Below are 16,481 nucleotides of genomic sequence, written 5' to 3'. Positions count from 1 at the left end.
GACTCCTACAGCCAGGGCCAGTACAACCAGGGCCAGCAGGGCTACCAGGGCCAGTACGACATGGGCCAGTACGGGGCCGCGTCCAAACCCGCGGGCACGGGCCTGGGCATCGCCGCCCTGGTGCTGGGCATCGTGGCGCTGCTGACGTGCTGGTTCGTGCTCGGCATCGTCCCGGGTCTCGTCGGACTGGTGCTGGGCATCGTGGCGCTGCGCAAGCTGGGCAGGACGCCCGGCACGTCCAAGGCGCTGCCGATCATCGGCATCGTGCTCAGCGTCCTGGGGATCCTCGCGAGCATCTTCTTCCTCGTGGTCTACGGGGCGTTTATCGACTCGATCCTCAACGGCGAGTGCGCCCAGTATCTCCAGGCCAACGACCAGGCCGGCTTCCAGCGCTGCCTCGAGCAGGAGTGGGGCGTCAGCACCATGGACCAGTGATCGTCCGGTGACCCGTCCCGCTCGAGCGGGCAGGGCGCACGGAGGGGCCCGCACCGACCGGTGCGGGCCCCTCGCCGTCGCCGGGGCGCTCCGTGCCCGGCGAGCCGGACGCGGTGCGTCAGGAACCGGTGGCGAGCATCCCCAGGACCTCGTCGTGGAGCAGCCCGTTGGTGGCCAGCGCGTTGCCGCCGAAGGGGCCGGGCTCGCCCTCGAGGGACGTGAAGCGGCCGCCGGCCTCCTCGACCACGGGCACCAGCGCGGCCATGTCGTGCAGACTGAGCTCGGGCTCGCAGGCGATGTCCACGGCGCCCTCCGCGAGGAGGCAGTAGGACCAGAAGTCGCCGTAGGCCCGGGTCCGCCAGACCTCGTCGGTGAGCTCGAGGAAGCGGTCGCGCACTCCGCGGTCCCGCCACCCGGTGAGCGAGGAGTAGGACAGCGAGGCGTCGGAGAGCCGCCCGACCTGGGAGACGCGGATGCGCTGGGCGTTGGCCAGGGACTTGCCGGTGAAGGCGCCGGTGCCGGACGCCGCCCACCAGCGGCGGCCGAGCGCCGGTGCGGAGACCACGCCGACCACCGGCCGGCCCTCGTCGACGAGGGCGATCAGGGTGGCCCACACCGGCACGCCGCGCACGAAGTTCTTGGTGCCGTCGATGGGGTCCACGACCCACTGCCGGGCGCCGCTGCCGGTGGCGCCGTACTCCTCGCCGATCACGGCGTCCCGGTTGCGCGTGCGCCCCAGCTGGGCGCGGATGAGCTGCTCGGCCTCGCGGTCGGCGTCGGTGACGGGGGTGAGGTCGGGCTTGGTCTCCACCACGAGGTCCTGGGCCTTGAACCGGCGCATGGTCAGGCGGTCCACGGCGTCGGCCAGGATGTGGGCGAGGCGGAGGTCGTCGGTGTAGTTGCTGGGGCTGCGCATTGGACCAACCTACCCCGAACCCGTCCCGGGCCTGGTCGGACAGGGGCGGAGCTGGGCGGTCCGGCCGGTCACTGGACGCCGAGCTCCTTGTCCTCGCGGGACTCCCCGGGGCGCTCCCCGGCGCCGAGCAGGCGGCGCAGCGAGACCAGCCGGGACTCGCCCGCGTCCCCGGCACGGCCCTGCGCCACCCAGGCGTCGAGGGCGCAGCCGGGGGAGGTGTCCGTGTGCCGGCAGCCCTTGGGGCACTCGGCGATCGCCTCGGCGAGCTCGTCGAAGGACTCCACGATCCGGTCGTGGTCCACGTGCGCGAGGCCGAACGAGCGGATGCCCGGGGTGTCGATGATCCAGGACCCGGGGGAGGCGTCCTCGACCTTCAGGGCCAGGGCCGACGACGACGTGTGCCGGCCCCGCCCGGTCACGGCGTTCACCCCGCCGGTGGCCCGGTCGGCGCCCGTGAGGGCGTTCACGAGGGTCGACTTGCCCACGCCGGAGTGCCCGAGCAGCACCGAGACGCGGCCGTCGAGCCGTTCGCGCAGGGCCTCCACGAGCGCGGGGTCGAGGGGCAGCGTGGTCCCGTCGTCGTCCGCCGGGACGTCCCGGGCGGGCCCCGAGACGAGCACGGGCAGCTCGAGCGCGGTGTAGTGGGAGATCAGCTCGGCAGGGTCCCGCAGGTCGGTCTTGGTGATGCACAGCAGCGGCTCGATGCCGGCGTCGTAGGCGGCCACCAGGGAGCGGTCGATGAAACCGGTGCGGGGCTCGGGGTTGGCGGCGGCCACCACGACCACGAGCTGGTCGGCGTTGGCGACGACGACCCGCTCGACCGGGTCGGTGTCGTCCGCGCTGCGCCGCAGCACGGTGGAGCGCTCCTCGATCCGCACGAGGCGGGCCAGGGTGTCCGGGGCCCCGCTGACGTCCCCCACGAGGCCCACGAGGTCGCCGGCGACCACCGGCCGGCGGCGCAGCTCCTTGGCGCGCACCGCCACGACCAGCCGCTCCCGGGGCGTGTCCTCCTCGAGGATCGCGGTGTACCGGCCGCGGTCCACGGTGACGATCCGTCCCGTGACCGCGTCCTCGTGGGCCGGCCGCTCCTTGGTGCGCGGCCGGGAGCCGGACTTGCTGGGCCGCACGCGCACGTCCGACTCGTCCCAGTCGCGCCGGACGGAGTCCCTACGCGCCAAGGTCCGTGCCCGTGAGCTCCGCCCACAGCCGGGGGAACTCGGGCAGGGTCTTGGCGGTGGTCGCGATGTTCTCGACCACGACGTCCGGGACCACGAGGCCGATCACGGCGCCGGCGGTGGCCATGCGGTGGTCCTCGTAGCTCCGGAAGGTCCCCCCGTGCAGGGGCGCGGGCCGGATCAGCAGCCCGTCCGCGGTCTCCTCGGCGTCGCCGCCGAGCCGGTTGATCTCGGTGACGAGCGCCGCGAGCCGGTCGGTCTCGTGGCCGCGCAGGTGCGCGATGCCGCGCAGCCGCGACGGCGTGCCGGCGACCGCGCACACGGCCGCGACGGTGGGTGCGAGCTCCCCGGCCTCGCCGAGGTCGAGGTCGACCCCGGTCACCGCGGCCGGTCCCGTGACGGTGAAGGTCCCGTCCGCGAGCTCCACCGACGCGCCGAACGCCGGGAGGATGTGCTTCCAGTGGTCGCCGCCCTGGGTGGTGCGGGCGGGCCACCGGGGCACCGAGACCTGTCCGCCGGTCACCACGGCGGCAGCCAGGAAGGGGCCGGCGTTGGAGAGGTCCTGCTCGATGGTGACGTCGAAGGCCCGCACCGGTCCCGGCGCCACCCGCCACTCGTCGGGGACCGAGTCGTCCACGGAGACGCCCAGGCCGCGCAGCACCTCCACGGTCATCTCGACGTGCGGCATCGAGGGCACGCCGCGGCCGGAGCCGTCGGCGCTGCGGTGGCGCAGCACGAGCCCGTCGTCGAAGCGCGCTCCCGCGAGCAGCAGGGCGGAGACGAACTGGCTCGAGCCGGTGGCGTCGATCTCCAGCTCCCCGCCGCGCGCACCGCCGGTGCCGTGCACGGTGAAGGGCAGCCGGCCCCGGCCGTCGTCCTCGACGCGCAGGCCCAGGCCGCGCAGGGCGTCGATCACCGGCCCCATGGGGCGCACCCGGGCGCCGGGGTCGCCGTCGAACGTGACCGGGCGCCGTGCGAGGGCGGCGAGGGGCGGGACGAAGCGCATCACGGTCCCGGCCAGGCCGCAGTCGACCACGACCGGCTCCGTGGCGTCCCACGCGGCGGGCTCGACGAGCAGGTCGGGGCCGAAGCCGCCGTCCCCCGGCACCTCCTCGACGCCGGCGCCCAGGGCGCGCAGGGCGTCGACCATGAGCCGGGAGTCCCGGGAGTGCAGGGGCGCGCGCAGCCGGCACGGCCCGTCCGCGAGGGCGGCGAGCAGCAGGTACCGGTTGGTGAGGGACTTCGAGCCCGGGACCGTCAGCTCGGCGACGACGGGGCGGGCGCCGACGTGCGGAGCCGGCCACAGCTCGTGCTGCGGGACCGGCTCCGCCGCGCCGGGACGGGCCACTGGGGTGGAGGACTCCGACGGCTTCACGGCGGGGGGAACCGTGGCCTAGCCCTGCTTGACGGCGTGCTGGAGGGCCTTCTCGGCCTTGGCGACCTGCTTCTGGGTGTCCTTGCCCAGCTTGGAGGCGTTCTTGCGGACGTCCCCGGCGAGGTGCTCGGCGCGCCAGAGCAGGGACGGGTTGCCCTCGGTGTCCACGGCGGCGAGCATGACGGCGCCCACCAGGGAGGAGTTCTTGAAGGCGGTGGAGCGGCGGGCGGCCTTCTGCTCCGCCGTGCCGGCCTCGGCGGCGCGGTAGTCGGCGTAGGCGTTGAGCGCGGTCGTGGTGACGAGCACGCCGGCCGAGAGGCGGGGCAGCTTGCCCAGCCCGAAGAGCACGGCGGCACCGACCTGGGCCGCGGCCAGGCCCTGGGCCACCACGGCGTGGTTCTGCAGCGCGGGACCGGCCTGCGGGAAGGCCTTGGTGGCGGCGGAGATCGCCGGGGCGAGGTGCTGGGCGGCCTGGGACGAGCTGCGGAAGCTCTCCACCCCGTTGGCGACGTAACCGGTGGCCAGCAGCGGGCGGGCGATGCGACGGACGATGCTCATGGGTTCCTCCTCGGCGGCGGACGGTACCGCGGGGCTGTGTCGGGCGGGTCTGGTGCGGCGCACGGCGCCGCTCGTCCCATCCTAGCCACGGGGACCGCGCACGGGGCGAGCGCGCGGCCACGGCGCCGGGGAATACGCGCGGCGGTGTCCCCCGTTGTGCAGGACAGCGATCGGCCCGGAAGGGGCCGGACACCATCGACGTCCAGCGAGCGGACCCGCACGGCCGGGGGAGAGGAGCAGCCATCACCGCCCCCACGAGCGTTCTCGAGCCGGCCCCGGCCCGCGCGCACCGCCCCGTAGACTGGTCCGTGATGAACGAGCAGAACCAGCAGGGGGCCGCCCCGCAGCGCGCCGAGCCGCCCGTCGACGTCGAGACCGAGAGTCCCGAGGCCCGGAAGGCGCGCTTCGAGCAGGACGCCATGGAGTACGTGGACCAGCTCTACGCCGCCGCCCTGCGCATGGCTCGCAACCCGGCCGACGCGGAGGACCTCGTCCAGGAGGCCTACACGAAGGCCTTCTCGGCGTTCCACCAGTACAAGCCCGGCACGAACCTCAAGGCGTGGCTGTACCGCATCCTCACGAACACGTACATCAACCTCTACCGCAAGCGGCAGCGCGAACCGCTGCAGGCCAACACCGACACCGTCGAGGACTGGCAGCTGCACCGCGCCGAGTCCCACACGTCCTCGGGGCTGCGCTCCGCGGAGGTCGAGGCGCTGGACCACCTGCCGGACAGCGACGTCAAGCGCGCCCTGCAGGAGCTGCCCGAGGAGTTCCGGCTCGCGGTGTACTTCTCCGACGTGGAGGGCTTCGCGTACAAGGAGATCTCCGAGATCATGGACACGCCGATCGGGACGGTGATGTCCCGCCTGCACCGCGGGCGGAAGCTGCTGCGCGAGAAGCTCGCCGACTACGCCGCGGAGCGCGGCTTCGACACGTCCAGGGTGACCGGCGACCAGAAGAAGGAAAAGGACAAGTAGACATGGCCGACTGCGAGAGCCTCGGAGGCTGCACGGACGAGAGGATCCGCCTGATCTACGAGTACCTGGACGGGGTGCTCCCGGCGGAGGACCTCGACGACATCCACGGGCACCTCCTCGAGTGCCGGGAGTGCGCCCGCGAGTACGACCTGGAGTGCGTGATCCGCTCCGTGGTCCGGCGCTCCTGCGCGGAGACCGCGCCGGCGGACCTGCGGGTCTCCATCCTCGCTCGGCTGCACGGCCAGCGCCAGGACCCTCCCGCCGCCTGAGCCCGGCGCCCCGCCCCGGGCACACGGAAGGGCCCCGGACCGCATCAGCAGTCCGGGGCCCTTCCGTCACGGCGTCGCCGGGGTCCGGGAGGACCTCAGGCGTTGGGGCGCTTGCCGTGGTTGGCGCCGCCCTTGCGGCGGTCCTTGCGCTTGCGTCCGCGCTTGCTCATGCGAGCCTCCTGTCTGTCCGCGGTCGTCCGCGGCGGATCGTGGGTGTCGGCGTCCGTTCCCGCGTGGTCGGGTGATGTCGGCGGCGGCCGGACGGGGCACTGCCCGCCATTCTCTCACACGCGGGACGGGCGGGGCTCACTGGGGCTCGGGCAGGTCCAGCCAGTCGTACCAGCCGCGGTGCAGCACGAGCCAGGCCATCAGGCCGTAGCCCGCCTGGCCGGGGTGGCCGTGGTTGGCCGCGAGGTCCTTGCGCCACTGCTCGTGGTGCTGCAGCGGGTTGAACGTGTCCACGTAGACGTGGTTGCGCCGGGTCGTCACGTCCGCGTAGGCGGCCGAGAGGTCCGCGATCCGGCGGTTGCGCTCGGTGTCCATCGTGGGCGGGGGACCGACGACGAGGACCCGCACGTTGTGCTGGGAGGCGGTGTCGATGATGTTCGCCATGTTCAGCCGGGACCGTGCGCTCGTGATGGACAGGTCGATGTCCAGCGTGGAGGGCGCGATGACCAGGCGGTTGTCGTGGCTCGGGGAGAAGCGGCGGGCCGCCTCCTCGAACCAGCGCTCGTTCAGCGACTCGCTGCCCTCGCCGGGCGCCGCGAGGTTGTAGGCGGACACCGGAGCCACGTGGTGCGGTGTCCGGGCCATGACCCGCCCGAACCAGCCCAGGCCCCGGGGGTCGCCCTCGCCGGCCAGCAGCTCGTCACCGACTGCGACAATTCTGATCCTTCGTTGCTCCACGTCGTTCTTTCTGGTCGGGGGTGAGGGATGTCGGGGGGACGAGCGGCGCCGGCCCGTGGGCACGGGCCGGCGCCGGACTCGCTGGGGACGTGCGGGAGGGCAGGGGCACGGGCCCCCGCCCTCCGGGACCGTCTCAGTCGCGCTCGAAGGCCGTCTGCACCAGGGTCTCGAGCTCCGCCGCGTGGCGCTTGGCCGAGCCGTTGGCCGGGGACGCGGACGCGGGACGGGAGGCCAGCCGGACCGGCCGGTCGAGCTGCGGCACCAGGTTGACGGCCATGAACGGCCAGGCGCCCTGGTTGGCGGGCTCGTCCTGGGCCCAGGTGAGCCGAACCTCCGGGTACTTGCCGAGCTCCTCCCGGATCTCCGCGAGGGGCAGCGGGTACAGCTGCTCCACGCGCACGATCGCCGTGCTCCGGTCCTGGCGCTCCTCGCGGGCCGAGACGAGGTCGTAGTAGAGCCGGCCGGAGACCAGCACCACGTCCGTGACCTCGGAGGCCTCCAGCCCCGCCTGGTCGCCGATCACCGGGCGGAACGCCCCGGACGTGAACTCCTCGATCGGGGAGGCCGCCGCCTTGAGGCGCAGCAGCTGCTTCGGCGTGGCCACCACCAGCGGCTTGCGCGGGCGGCTGTAGGCCTGCCGGCGCAGCAGGTGGAAGTGGTTCGCCGGCGTCGAGGGGTTGGCCACGACCATGTTCTTCTCGGCGCACAGCGTCAGGAAGCGCTCGATGCGGGCGGAGGAGTGGTCCGGGCCCTGTCCCTCGAACCCGTGCGGCAGGAGCATGACCAGCGAGGAGCGCTGGCCCCACTTCTGCTCGGCGGAGGAGACGAACTCGTCCAGGATGATCTGGGCGCCGTTGACGAAGTCGCCGAACTGGGCCTCCCAGACGGTCAGGGCCTCGGGGCGCTCCACGGAGTAGCCGTACTCGAAGCCCAGCACCCCGTACTCGGACAGCAGCGAGTTGTAGATCGCCAGCTGCGCCTGGTTCCCGGAGAGGTGGTTGAGCGGGGTCCACTCCGCACCCGTGCCGGCGTCGTAGAACACGGCGTGGCGCTGGGTGAAGGTGCCGCGCCGGACGTCCTGGCCGGACATCCGGACCGGGATGCCCTCCATCATCAGGGACCCGAAGGCCATGAGCTCGCCCATGCCCCAGTCCACGCCGCCCTCGCGGGTCATCGCCTCGCGGCGCTCGAGCAGCTTGCGCAGCTTCTTGTGCACGGTGAAGTCCTCGGGGACCTCCAGGTGCACCGCGCCGATCCGCTCGGCGGCCTCGCCGGAGATCGCCGTGGTGCGCGGGATGGACACCCCGGAGTCGGCCTGCTGGGCGGAGGGCCGCTCGATGTTCGAGATCGCGGCGGAGTCCCCGGTGACCAGCGGGATGGAGGAGGTCTGCGCCTCGTGGGTCTCGGCGAAGACCCGCTCCAGCCGCTCCTGGTAGTCCTTCAGCGCCCGGTCGGCCTCCTCCTGGGTGATGTCGCCGCGGCCCACGAGGTTCTCGGTGTAGATCTTCCGGGTCGAGCGCTTCTCCTCGATGAGGTTGTACATCAGCGGCTGCGTCATCGAGGGGTCGTCGCCCTCGTTGTGGCCGCGGCGCCGGTAGCACACGAGGTCGATGATGACGTCCTTGTGGAAGGCCTGCCGGTACGCGAACGCCATCTGGCCCACGTGCGTGACGGCCTCGGGGTCGTCGGCGTTGACGTGGAAGATCGGCGCCTGCAGGCCCTTGGCGATGTCCGTGGCGTACGTGGTGGACCGGGCCGCGGCGGGCGCGGTGGTGAAGCCCACCTGGTTGTTCACCACGACGTGGACGGTGCCGCCCACCGTGTAGCCGGGCAGCAGGGCCATCTGCAGGACCTCCGCGACCACGCCCTGGCCCGCGAAGGCGGCGTCGCCGTGCACCTGGATGGGCAGCACGGGGAAGGTGCCGTCGCCCTCGGGACCGGCCCCCAGGACGTCGGTCTTGGCCCGGGCGATGCCCTCGACGACCGGGTCGGCCGCCTCGAGGTGGGACGGGTTGGCGGCCAGGTAGACCTGGGTCTCGTTGCCGTTGTCGGAGGTGAAGGAGCCCTCGGTGCCGAGGTGGTACTTCACGTCGCCGGAGCCCTCGGTGGTGCGCGGGTCCTGGCTGCCCTCGAACTCGCGGAAGACCTGGGCGTAGGACTTGCCGGCGATGTTGGTGAGCACGTTGAGCCGGCCGCGGTGGGCCATGGCGATGCCCACGCCGGCGAGCCCGGCGTCGGCGGCGTCGGAGATGATCTCGTCCAGCAGCGGGATCAGGGACTCGCCGCCCTCGAGGGAGAACCGCTTCTGGCCCACGTACTTGGTCTGCAGGAACGTCTCGAAGGCCTCGGCGGCGTTGAGCCGGCCGAGGATGCGGAACTGCTCCTCGCGGCTGGGCTTCTGGTAGCCGTGCTCGAGCTGGTCCTGGAACCACTCGCGCTCCTCCGGCTCCTGCAGGTGCATGTACTCCACGCCGACGGTGCGGCAGTAGGCGTCCCGCAGCCGGCCCAGGATGGTGCGCAGGCTCAGCACGTCCGCGCCGCCGAAGCCCCCGGTGGGCCACTCCCGCTCCAGGTCCCACAGGGACAGCCCGTACGTGCGGATGTCGAGGTCCGGGTGCTTGCGCATCACGTACTCGAGCGGGTTGGTGTCCGCCATGAGGTGCCCGCGGACCCGGTAGGCGTGGATCAGCTGCTGGATCCGGGCGACCTTGTTGACCTGGATCTCGGGGTTGACCTGGTTGTCCACGGCCCAGCGCACGGGCTCGTAGGGGATCCGCAGGGCCTCGAAGATCTCGTCGTAGAAGTCCTCCCCGCCCAGCAGGTAGGACTCGATCAGGCGCAGGAACTCGCCGGAGCCCGCGCCCTGGATGACGCGGTGGTCGTAGGTCGAGGTCAGCGTGATGATCTTCGAGACCGCGTGCCGCGCGATCGTCTTGGGGGAGGAGCCCCGGTACTCGGCGGGGTGGTCGAGCGCGCCCACGCCGACGATGCACGCCTGCCCCTTGGACAGCCGCGGCACCGAGTGCACCGTGCCGATGCCGCCCGGGTTGGTCAGGGACACCGTGGTGCCCTGGTAGTCCTCCATGGTCAGCTCGTTGGCGCGCGCGCGGCGGACGACGTCCTCGTACGCGTTCCAGAACTGCATGAAGGACATGTCCTCGGCGCCCTTGATGTTCGGCACCACGAGGTTGCGGGAGCCGTCCTTGTTCGGGATGTCGATGGCGATGCCGAAGTTGACGTGGGCGGGGTGCACCGCGACGGGCTTGCCGTCCTGCTCGTCGTAGACGACGTTCTGGGACGGGTAGTTGGCCAGGGCCTTGATCACCGCGTAGCCGATCAGGTGCGTGAAGGACACCTTGCCGCCACGGTTGCGGGCGAGGTGGCTGTTGATGACGATGCGGTTGTCGATCAGCAGTTTCGCCGGGACGGCGCGGACCGTGGTGGCGGTGGGCACGGTGAGGGACGCGTCCATGTTGGCGGCCACGGCCTTCGCGGGCCCGCGCAGCTTGACGACCTTGTCCTCGGCCGGCGCGTCGTGGTTGGGGGCCGTGGCGCGGGCGCGGGCGGGCTGGGCCGGGATGGGCCGCTTCGCCTCCGTGGTCTCGGCCTCGCCCTGGTCGGTCTCGGGCCGGCCCTCGGCCTTGGCGCCGGACTTGCGGGGGGCGGGCGCCGCGGCGGGCTTCGCGGCCGGCTTCGTCGCCGGCGCGGAGTCGGTCCGCTCAGCGGTCCCGGACTCGGCCCTGGGGGCCTTGGGGGCGGCGGGGGTCTTGGGGGCGGTGCCCTCCGGGGCCTTCTCCTTCGGGGAGGACGTGGGGGCCTTCTCCTGGGAGGAGGACGCCGGGGCCTTGCTCTGCTGCTCCGCGGGCGTGCCGTTGTCCGCGCTCATCGACTCGAAGATGGGCCACCACTTCTCGTCCACCGAGTTCTTGTCCGTCCGGTACTTCTCGAACAGTTCGTCGACGAGCCACTCGTTACCTGCGAATTCTTCAGGGATGGGGTGCTGTGGCTGATGTGGCACGGGGAATACGCCTCTTCCATGGTTGATCGCGTGGAGGCCGTCTGCCCGGTCTCCACAGTGTCGGTCCCAGCAGCGTCCGGACCCGCCGCCGGTGTTCGTCGCCGGCCGTCTCCCGCGACAGCCGCCGGCGTCCGCCTCCGGACCGGCCGGACGGTCGTCGACCGGGCGCGGCCGTACCTCCGGCGAGTCTAGTGATCCGCGCGGCGGCATGGCTAGTCCGCGGCCCCGCCCCGGGGCGCGTGTCGCGGGGCCCCGGCTAGACTGGCGCGCGTGCGCTTTCTCAACACCCCCACCTCCGACCTGACCTACAGCGACGTGTTCCTCGTCCCCTCGAGCTCCCGGGTCACCTCCCGCTTCGACGTCGACCTCACCCCGCGCGACGGCACGGGCGCCACCGTGCCGCTCGTGGCCGCGAACATGACGGCGGTCACCGGCCGCCGGATGGTCGAGACGCTCGCCCGGCGCGGCGGACTGGGCATCCTGCCGCAGGACATCCCGCTCGACGTCATCGCCGACGTCACGTCCTGGGTCAAGGACCGCTCGCCGCGCTTCGAGACGCCCGTGGTCCTCGGCGCCGAGGACACGGTCCACGACGCCCTGGGCATCATGCACAAGCGACCCCACGGCGCCGTGGTGGTGTGCGGGCCGGACCGGGCCTACCGCGGGGTGGTGCTCGCGGCCGACTGCACCGAGGTGGACCGCTTCACCCAGCTCGGCTCGATCATGCGCACCGACGCCCCGGTGTTCTCCCTGGCGGACGTCCGGGCCGGCTCCGGCGACGACGTCCTCGCCGCCGCCTACGACCGGCTGACCCAGACCCGCGCCCACGTGGCGCCCGTGCTGGACGGGGACACGGTCGTGGGCGTGCTGACCCGCAAGGGCACGGTGCGCTCCACCATCTACACCCCCGCGCTGGACGGCGCCGGGCGGCTCCGGGTGGGCGCCGCCGTGGGCATCAACGGGGACGTGCGGGGCAAGGCCAGGGCCCTGCTCGACGCCGGGGTGGACGTCCTCGTCGTCGACACCGCCCACGGCCACCAGCGCAAGATGGTGGAGGCCCTCGAGCAGGTGCGCGCCGCGGCTCCCGACGTGCCCGTCGTGGCGGGCAACGTGGTCACCGCGGACGGCGTCCAGGACCTCGTCGACGCCGGCGCGGACATCGTGAAGGTGGGCGTGGGCCCCGGCGCGATGTGCACCACCCGGATGATGACCGCCGTGGGGCGGCCGCAGTTCTCCGCCGTGCTCGAGTGCGCCGAGGCCGCGGCGGGACTGGGCCGGCACGTCTGGGCGGACGGCGGGGTCAAGCACCCCCGGGACGTCGCCCTGGCGCTCGCGGCCGGCGCCAGCCAGGTGATGGTGGGCTCCTGGTTCGCCGGCACCCACGAGGGGCCCGGCGAGCTCAACGTGGACGCGGACGGGCGCATGTACAAGGAGAGCTTCGGCATGGCCTCGACCCGCGCGGTGCGCGAGCGCACCCGGGGCGAGGGCGCCTTCGCCCGGGCCCGGAAGGGCCTGTTCGAGGAGGGCATCTCGAGCTCCAAGATGTACCTCGACCCCGAGCGCCCCGGCGTGGAGGACCTCGTGGACCAGATCACCGCCGGCGTGCGCAGCTCCATGACCTACGCGGGGGCCACGACCCTCGAGCAGTTCGCGTCCCGAGCCGTGGTCGGCATCCAGTCCGCCTCCGGCTACGAGGAGGGCAGGGCGCGCGCCGTCAGCTGGTCCTGAGCCGCGCGCCGGGCGGGCCCCGCTCCGGTACTCTGGAGCTCTCATGGACTCGTTCAGTAGTTGCCGGCCCGGCCGCGGCGTCCCCCGCCGCGGCCCCCGTGCCGGCTCACCCACCGTCCCCCGCCCCGCCCCCGGCCGTACGGCCCCGGCCCCCGCCCGGCGGGCCGCCACGGGAGGCTGCTCCTGATGGAATGGCTGCTCCTGGCGGCGGGCCTGCTCCTGATCCTCGGCACGGGCTTCTTCGTGGCCGTCGAGTTCTCCCTCGTGGCCCTCGACCAGACCACGGTGCGCCGTGCGGTCGCCGAGGGCGACCGGGCCGCGGAACCGCTGCTCAAGTGCCTCAAGTCCCTGTCCACGCAGCTCTCCAGCTGCCAGCTCGGGATCACCCTGACCACCCTGCTCACCGGCTACACCCTGGACCTCGCGCTCCAGTCCTTCCTGCGGGAGCCGATCGCCGAGCTCACCGGCCTGTCCGTGGCGGCCGCTGGGGGAGCGACCCTGGCGCTGTCGATGCTCATCTCGACGCTGCTGTCGATGCTGCTGGGCGAGCTCGTGCCCAAGAACTGGGCGATCGCGGAGGCGTTCCGGGTGGGCCGGCTGGTCGCCCGCCCCCAGCTGGTGTTCACGGCGGTGTTCAAGCCGTTCGTCGTCACGCTCAACGGCGTGGCCAACCGTGTCCTGCACCTGTTCGGGATGGAGGCCAAGGAGGAGCTCTCGGGCGCACGCTCCCCGGAGGAGCTGTCCTCGATGGTCCGCCGCTCCGCGAAGATGGGCACCCTGGACGCCGGCACCGCCGCGTTCGTCGCCAAGACCCTCACGTTCGCGGAGCGCACGGCCGCGGACGTCATGACGCCCCGGATCCGCGTGCAGATGCTCGACTCCCACGAGTCCGTGGCGGACGTCGTGGCCGTGGCCTCGCGCACCGGCCACTCCCGCTTCCCCGTGATGGACGACTCCCCGGACGACGTCCGCGGCGTGGTGCACATCAAGAAGGCCGTGGCCGTGCCGTCGGAGCGCCGCGCCGCCCTGGAGTGCGGGGCGATCATGGAGGACGTCCTGCGCGTGCCCGAGACCGTCCACCTGGACTCGCTGCTCGTGCAGCTGCGCTCCGGCGGGCTCCAGATGGCCGTGGTCGTCGACGAGTGGGGCGGCACCGCCGGCGTCGTCACCCTCGAGGACCTCGTCGAGGAGGTGGTCGGGGAGGTCTCCGACGAGCACGACCGGCTCAGCCTCGGGGCCCTGCAGTCCGCGACGGGCGAGTGGTACTTCCCGGGGCTGATGCGCCCCGACGAGGTCTCCGAGCAGATCACCGAGCTCGACATCGAGGACGGGCCCGCCTACGAGACCATGGGCGGTTTCATGATGGACCGGCTCGGGCAGGTCCCGAGGACCGGGGACGTGGTCCCCGTCCAGGGCGGCGTGCTCGAGGTCGCCCGGATGGAGGGACGCCGTGTGGACCGCATCCGCTTCGTCCCGTCCCCGGAAGAGCACGAGGACGCCGCCGCGGGCACCCGCGAGGACAGCGCACGGGAGGAGGACGCACGATGAGCGACTGGGCAGGCCTGGCATGGCTCGTGGTGCTCCTGGCGGGCAACGCCTTCTTCGTGGGCGGCGAGTTCGCCGTCATGTCCGCGCGGCGCAGCCAGATCGAGCCGCTGGCCGAGGACGGCAACAAGCGGGCCCGGACCGCGCTGTACGCGATGGAGCACGTGTCCCTGATGCTGGCCTGCTGCCAGCTGGGCATCACCGTGTGCTCCCTGCTGATCCTCAACATCTCCGAGCCGGCGCTGCACCACATCGTCTCCGGCCCGCTGGAGCACCTGGGCGTGCCGGCCGAGGTCGCCGACGTCAGCGGGTTCCTCACAGCCCTGCTCGTGGTGACCTTCCTGCACGTGGTGTTCGGGGAGATGGTGCCGAAGAACATGTCGGTGTCCGCCGCCGACCGGGCGGTGCTGCTGCTCGCGCCGCCGCTCGTGTTCGTCTCCCGGGTGGTGAAGCCGGTCATCGCCACGCTGAACTGGTCGGCGAACCACGTGCTGAAGCTGATGGGCATCGAGCCGAAGGACGAGGTCTCCTCGACCTTCACCCTGGACGAGCTCCAGTCCATCGTGGCGGAGTCCACGAAGGAGGGCACCGTGGCGGACCAGACGGGCCTGCTGTCCGGCGCGCTCGAGTTCTCGTCCAAGCGCACCGCCGACGTCATGGTGCCCCTGCACGAGCTCGTGACGCTGCCCGAGGACGCCTCCGCGGCGGAGGTCGAGAAGGCGGTGGCCCGCACGGGCTTCTCGCGCTTCGCCCTCACCGAGGACGACGGCGAGCTCAACGGCTATCTGCACATCAAGGACGTCCTGTCCATCCCGGAGAGCCGCTACAACGAGCCGGTGCCGGTGACCCGGGTCCGCTCCCTGGCGAACCTGCGCCCCGGCATCGAGATCGACGACGCGCTGGCGGCCATGCAGCGCACGGGCTCGCACCTGGCGCGCGTGGTCGACCCGGGCGGGCAGACCCTGGGCGTGCTCTTCCTCGAGGACGTCATCGAGGAGCTGGTCGGCGAGATCCGCGACACCACCCAGGACCGGCGGCAGCGCCGCGGGGACCGGGTGGACACCTCGGAGCCGCCGCGCTGAGCGGCGGACGGGCACCGGCCCGGTGCGCGGACTGCCGGCCGTGCGCCCGCGGGGCCGGTGCGGGGCGGGCTCAGGCCAGGACGCGGACGGCGGCGGGGAGGACGTCCACGCGCACCGGGAGGGGTCCCAGGCGCTCCCCGTCGGCGTAGACGGTGACGTCCGCGGCGTCCACGGCCACGGAGCGGACCCGCTCGATCCGCACGCTCGGCAGCGTCACGTGCCGGCCCGAGAACAGTCGCGGGAACAGGAAGAGGAAGCGGGCCCGGCCCAGGGGCGCCACGGTGAACAGCTCCAGCAGACCGTCGTCCGCCCGGGCCGCGGGCACGATCGTCAGCCCGCCCCCGATCGACGAGGTGTTGGCGACGTTCAGCAGGACCCCCTCCCGGCGCTCCGTGCGGCGCTCGCCGCCGGCGTCCTCGATCTCGAGCCGGTAGCGGACGGTGCGCAGCCGCACGATCTCCACCAGGACGGCCAGCAGGTACTTGGTGGAGCCGCTCAGGCGCAGCCACCGGTTGGCGCGCTCGTTGACCACGGCGTCGAAGCCGGCGCACAGGGCGGTGGCGAAGACGGCCGTGCGCCCGTCCGGGAAGCGCACCCGGCCGACGTCGAGGCGGCGCGGCCCGGGATCGTCGAGCCGGCGCAGGATCCGGCCCGCGGCGGCCACCGGGTCCCGCAGCGGGACGCCGAAGTGGCGGGCCAGGTCGTTGCCGGTCCCGCACGGCACCACGCCCAGCGGGATCTCGACGCCCTGCGCGGCGAGCTCCACGAGCACCCCGAGACCGGCCTGGACCATCCCGTCCCCGCCCACGACCACGAGCGCCCGGGTCGAGAGGGCCCGCACCCGCAGGTGCTCGCGGACCAGCGCCAGCAGGGCGTCGAGGTCCCCCGCGGAGAGCACCACGGTCTCGTCGCCGCCGGTGCGCAGCAGCTCGGCGGCCCGGTGCGCCTCCGCCAGGGCGCGGCCGCGGCCGGCGCGCGGGTTGACCGCGAGGACGAAGACGCCGCGGGACGGGCCCGGCTCAGCCATCGGCCCGTCGCGCTCCGCAGGCGGTGCACAGGCCGGTGATCTCCACCGTGTGGTCCACCTCGGTGAAGCCGTGGGCGGCGGCGGTGCGCCCGGCCCACTCCTCGACGGCCGGCGCCTCGAGCTCCACGGCGGCGCCGCAGCGGCGGCACACCAGATGGTGGTGGTGGTGCTCGGCCGCGCAGCGCCGGTAGATGGCCTCGCCGTCGTCGCTGCGCAGCACGTCCAGCTCCCCGAGCTCGGACATCGACTGCAGGATCCGGTAGGTGGTGGCCAGGGAGACGGAGTCGCCGCGCTCCCGCAGCAGGGCGTGCAGGTCCTGCGTGGAGATGAAGTCCTCCCGGGACGCGAGGGCCTGGGCGACGGCACGGCGCTGCCGGGTGTTGCGGACCTCCCCGGCGCCGCCCCCGCTGGTTCTCACGCTCACGCCTCGTCCTCTCGTCGCCGGTGCCCGGGCAGGCCCCCAGCTT

General features: G+C 73.1%; 15 protein-coding genes. 6 read left to right on the top strand and 9 right to left on the bottom strand.

Going from position 1 to position 16,481, the window contains the following annotated elements; genetic code table 11:
- Positions 1-435: DUF4190 domain-containing protein (locus ACPYN7_RS10115; RefSeq protein ID WP_424347564.1), on the top strand; the 435-nt coding region annotated here is incomplete at its 5' end.
- A 118-nt stretch (positions 436-553) separates the two neighbouring features.
- Here the strand turns inward: ACPYN7_RS10115 and hisN are convergent.
- The 4 genes from hisN to ACPYN7_RS10095 form a co-directional block, all read right to left on the bottom strand.
- Positions 554-1,351 (bottom strand): histidinol-phosphatase, encoded by a 798-nt coding sequence (gene hisN, locus ACPYN7_RS10110; RefSeq protein WP_058874741.1) that lies wholly within the window; start codon positions 1,349-1,351, stop codon positions 554-556.
- Between the two features lie 68 nt (positions 1,352-1,419).
- Entirely contained in the window at positions 1,420-2,529 is a 1,110-nt protein-coding gene (gene rsgA / locus ACPYN7_RS10105; RefSeq protein WP_058874740.1) for a ribosome small subunit-dependent GTPase A, read from the bottom strand.
- Entirely contained in the window at positions 2,519-3,901 is a 1,383-nt protein-coding gene (gene aroA, locus ACPYN7_RS10100; protein ID WP_424347563.1) for a 3-phosphoshikimate 1-carboxyvinyltransferase, read from the bottom strand. The genes rsgA and aroA overlap by 11 nt, the downstream gene beginning before the upstream one ends.
- 18 nt (positions 3,902-3,919) lie before the next feature.
- Positions 3,920-4,459 carry a DoxX family membrane protein gene (locus tag ACPYN7_RS10095; RefSeq protein ID WP_058874738.1) on the bottom strand — a complete coding sequence of 180 codons (540 nt, stop codon included), beginning with the start codon at positions 4,457-4,459 and terminating at the stop codon, positions 3,920-3,922.
- 311 nt (positions 4,460-4,770) lie between these two features.
- On the opposite strand from ACPYN7_RS10095, the gene ACPYN7_RS10090 reads away from it, so the two are divergent.
- Entirely contained in the window at positions 4,771-5,439 is a 669-nt protein-coding gene (locus ACPYN7_RS10090; protein WP_058874737.1) for a sigma-70 family RNA polymerase sigma factor, read from the top strand.
- 2 nt (positions 5,440-5,441) lie between these two features.
- Positions 5,442-5,708 carry a mycothiol system anti-sigma-R factor gene (gene rsrA, locus ACPYN7_RS10085; protein WP_058874736.1) on the top strand — a complete coding sequence of 89 codons (267 nt, stop codon included), beginning with the start codon at positions 5,442-5,444 and terminating at the stop codon, positions 5,706-5,708.
- Between the two features lie 95 nt (positions 5,709-5,803).
- Here the strand turns inward: rsrA and ACPYN7_RS10080 are convergent, their stop codons facing one another.
- The 3 genes from ACPYN7_RS10080 to ACPYN7_RS10070 form a co-directional block, all read right to left on the bottom strand.
- Positions 5,804-5,878 carry a 50S ribosomal protein bL37 gene (locus ACPYN7_RS10080; RefSeq protein WP_095343185.1) on the bottom strand — a complete coding sequence of 25 codons (75 nt, stop codon included), beginning with the start codon at positions 5,876-5,878 and terminating at the stop codon, positions 5,804-5,806.
- A gap of 136 nt (positions 5,879-6,014) precedes the next feature.
- On the bottom strand, positions 6,015-6,614 hold the full coding sequence (locus tag ACPYN7_RS10075) for a GDSL-type esterase/lipase family protein (protein WP_424347562.1): 600 nt from the start codon (positions 6,612-6,614) through the stop codon (positions 6,015-6,017).
- Positions 6,615-6,747: 133 nt separating this feature from the next.
- Complete coding sequence (locus ACPYN7_RS10070; RefSeq protein ID WP_424347561.1) at positions 6,748-10,632, bottom strand: multifunctional oxoglutarate decarboxylase/oxoglutarate dehydrogenase thiamine pyrophosphate-binding subunit/dihydrolipoyllysine-residue succinyltransferase subunit; 3,885 nt, start codon at positions 10,630-10,632, stop codon at positions 6,748-6,750.
- A gap of 270 nt (positions 10,633-10,902) precedes the next feature.
- On the opposite strand from ACPYN7_RS10070, the gene ACPYN7_RS10065 reads away from it, so the two are divergent.
- From ACPYN7_RS10065 to ACPYN7_RS10055, 3 genes are all read left to right on the top strand, one after another.
- Entirely contained in the window at positions 10,903-12,360 is a 1,458-nt protein-coding gene (locus tag ACPYN7_RS10065; RefSeq protein WP_058874733.1) for a GuaB1 family IMP dehydrogenase-related protein, read from the top strand.
- 186 nt (positions 12,361-12,546) lie between these two features.
- Positions 12,547-13,908: a hemolysin family protein gene (locus ACPYN7_RS10060; protein WP_424347560.1), complete on the top strand. Its 1,362-nt coding sequence runs from the start codon at positions 12,547-12,549 to the stop codon at positions 13,906-13,908.
- Entirely contained in the window at positions 13,905-14,987 is a 1,083-nt protein-coding gene (locus ACPYN7_RS10055; protein WP_058874731.1) for a hemolysin family protein, read from the top strand. The genes ACPYN7_RS10060 and ACPYN7_RS10055 overlap by 4 nt, the downstream gene beginning before the upstream one ends.
- Before the next feature lie 70 nt (positions 14,988-15,057).
- On the opposite strand, the gene ACPYN7_RS10050 is transcribed toward ACPYN7_RS10055, so the two are convergent.
- Together ACPYN7_RS10050 and ACPYN7_RS10045 are read right to left on the bottom strand one after the other, a co-directional pair.
- Entirely contained in the window at positions 15,058-16,014 is a 957-nt protein-coding gene (locus tag ACPYN7_RS10050) for a diacylglycerol kinase family protein (protein ID WP_424347559.1), read from the bottom strand.
- Positions 16,007-16,438: a Fur family transcriptional regulator gene (locus ACPYN7_RS10045; RefSeq protein WP_424347558.1), complete on the bottom strand. Its 432-nt coding sequence runs from the start codon at positions 16,436-16,438 to the stop codon at positions 16,007-16,009. Before ACPYN7_RS10045 ends, ACPYN7_RS10050 begins: the two co-directional genes overlap by 8 nt.
- Between the last annotated feature and the right edge of the window lie 43 nt (positions 16,439-16,481).

This window comes from Kocuria sp. CH-021, from assembly GCF_049716185.1.
Classification (GTDB): Bacteria; Actinomycetota; Actinomycetes; order Actinomycetales; family Micrococcaceae; genus Kocuria; species Kocuria cellulosilytica.
The sequence above is the reverse complement of the archived record's forward strand: the minus strand, read 5'-3'. Positions and strand labels throughout refer to the sequence as shown.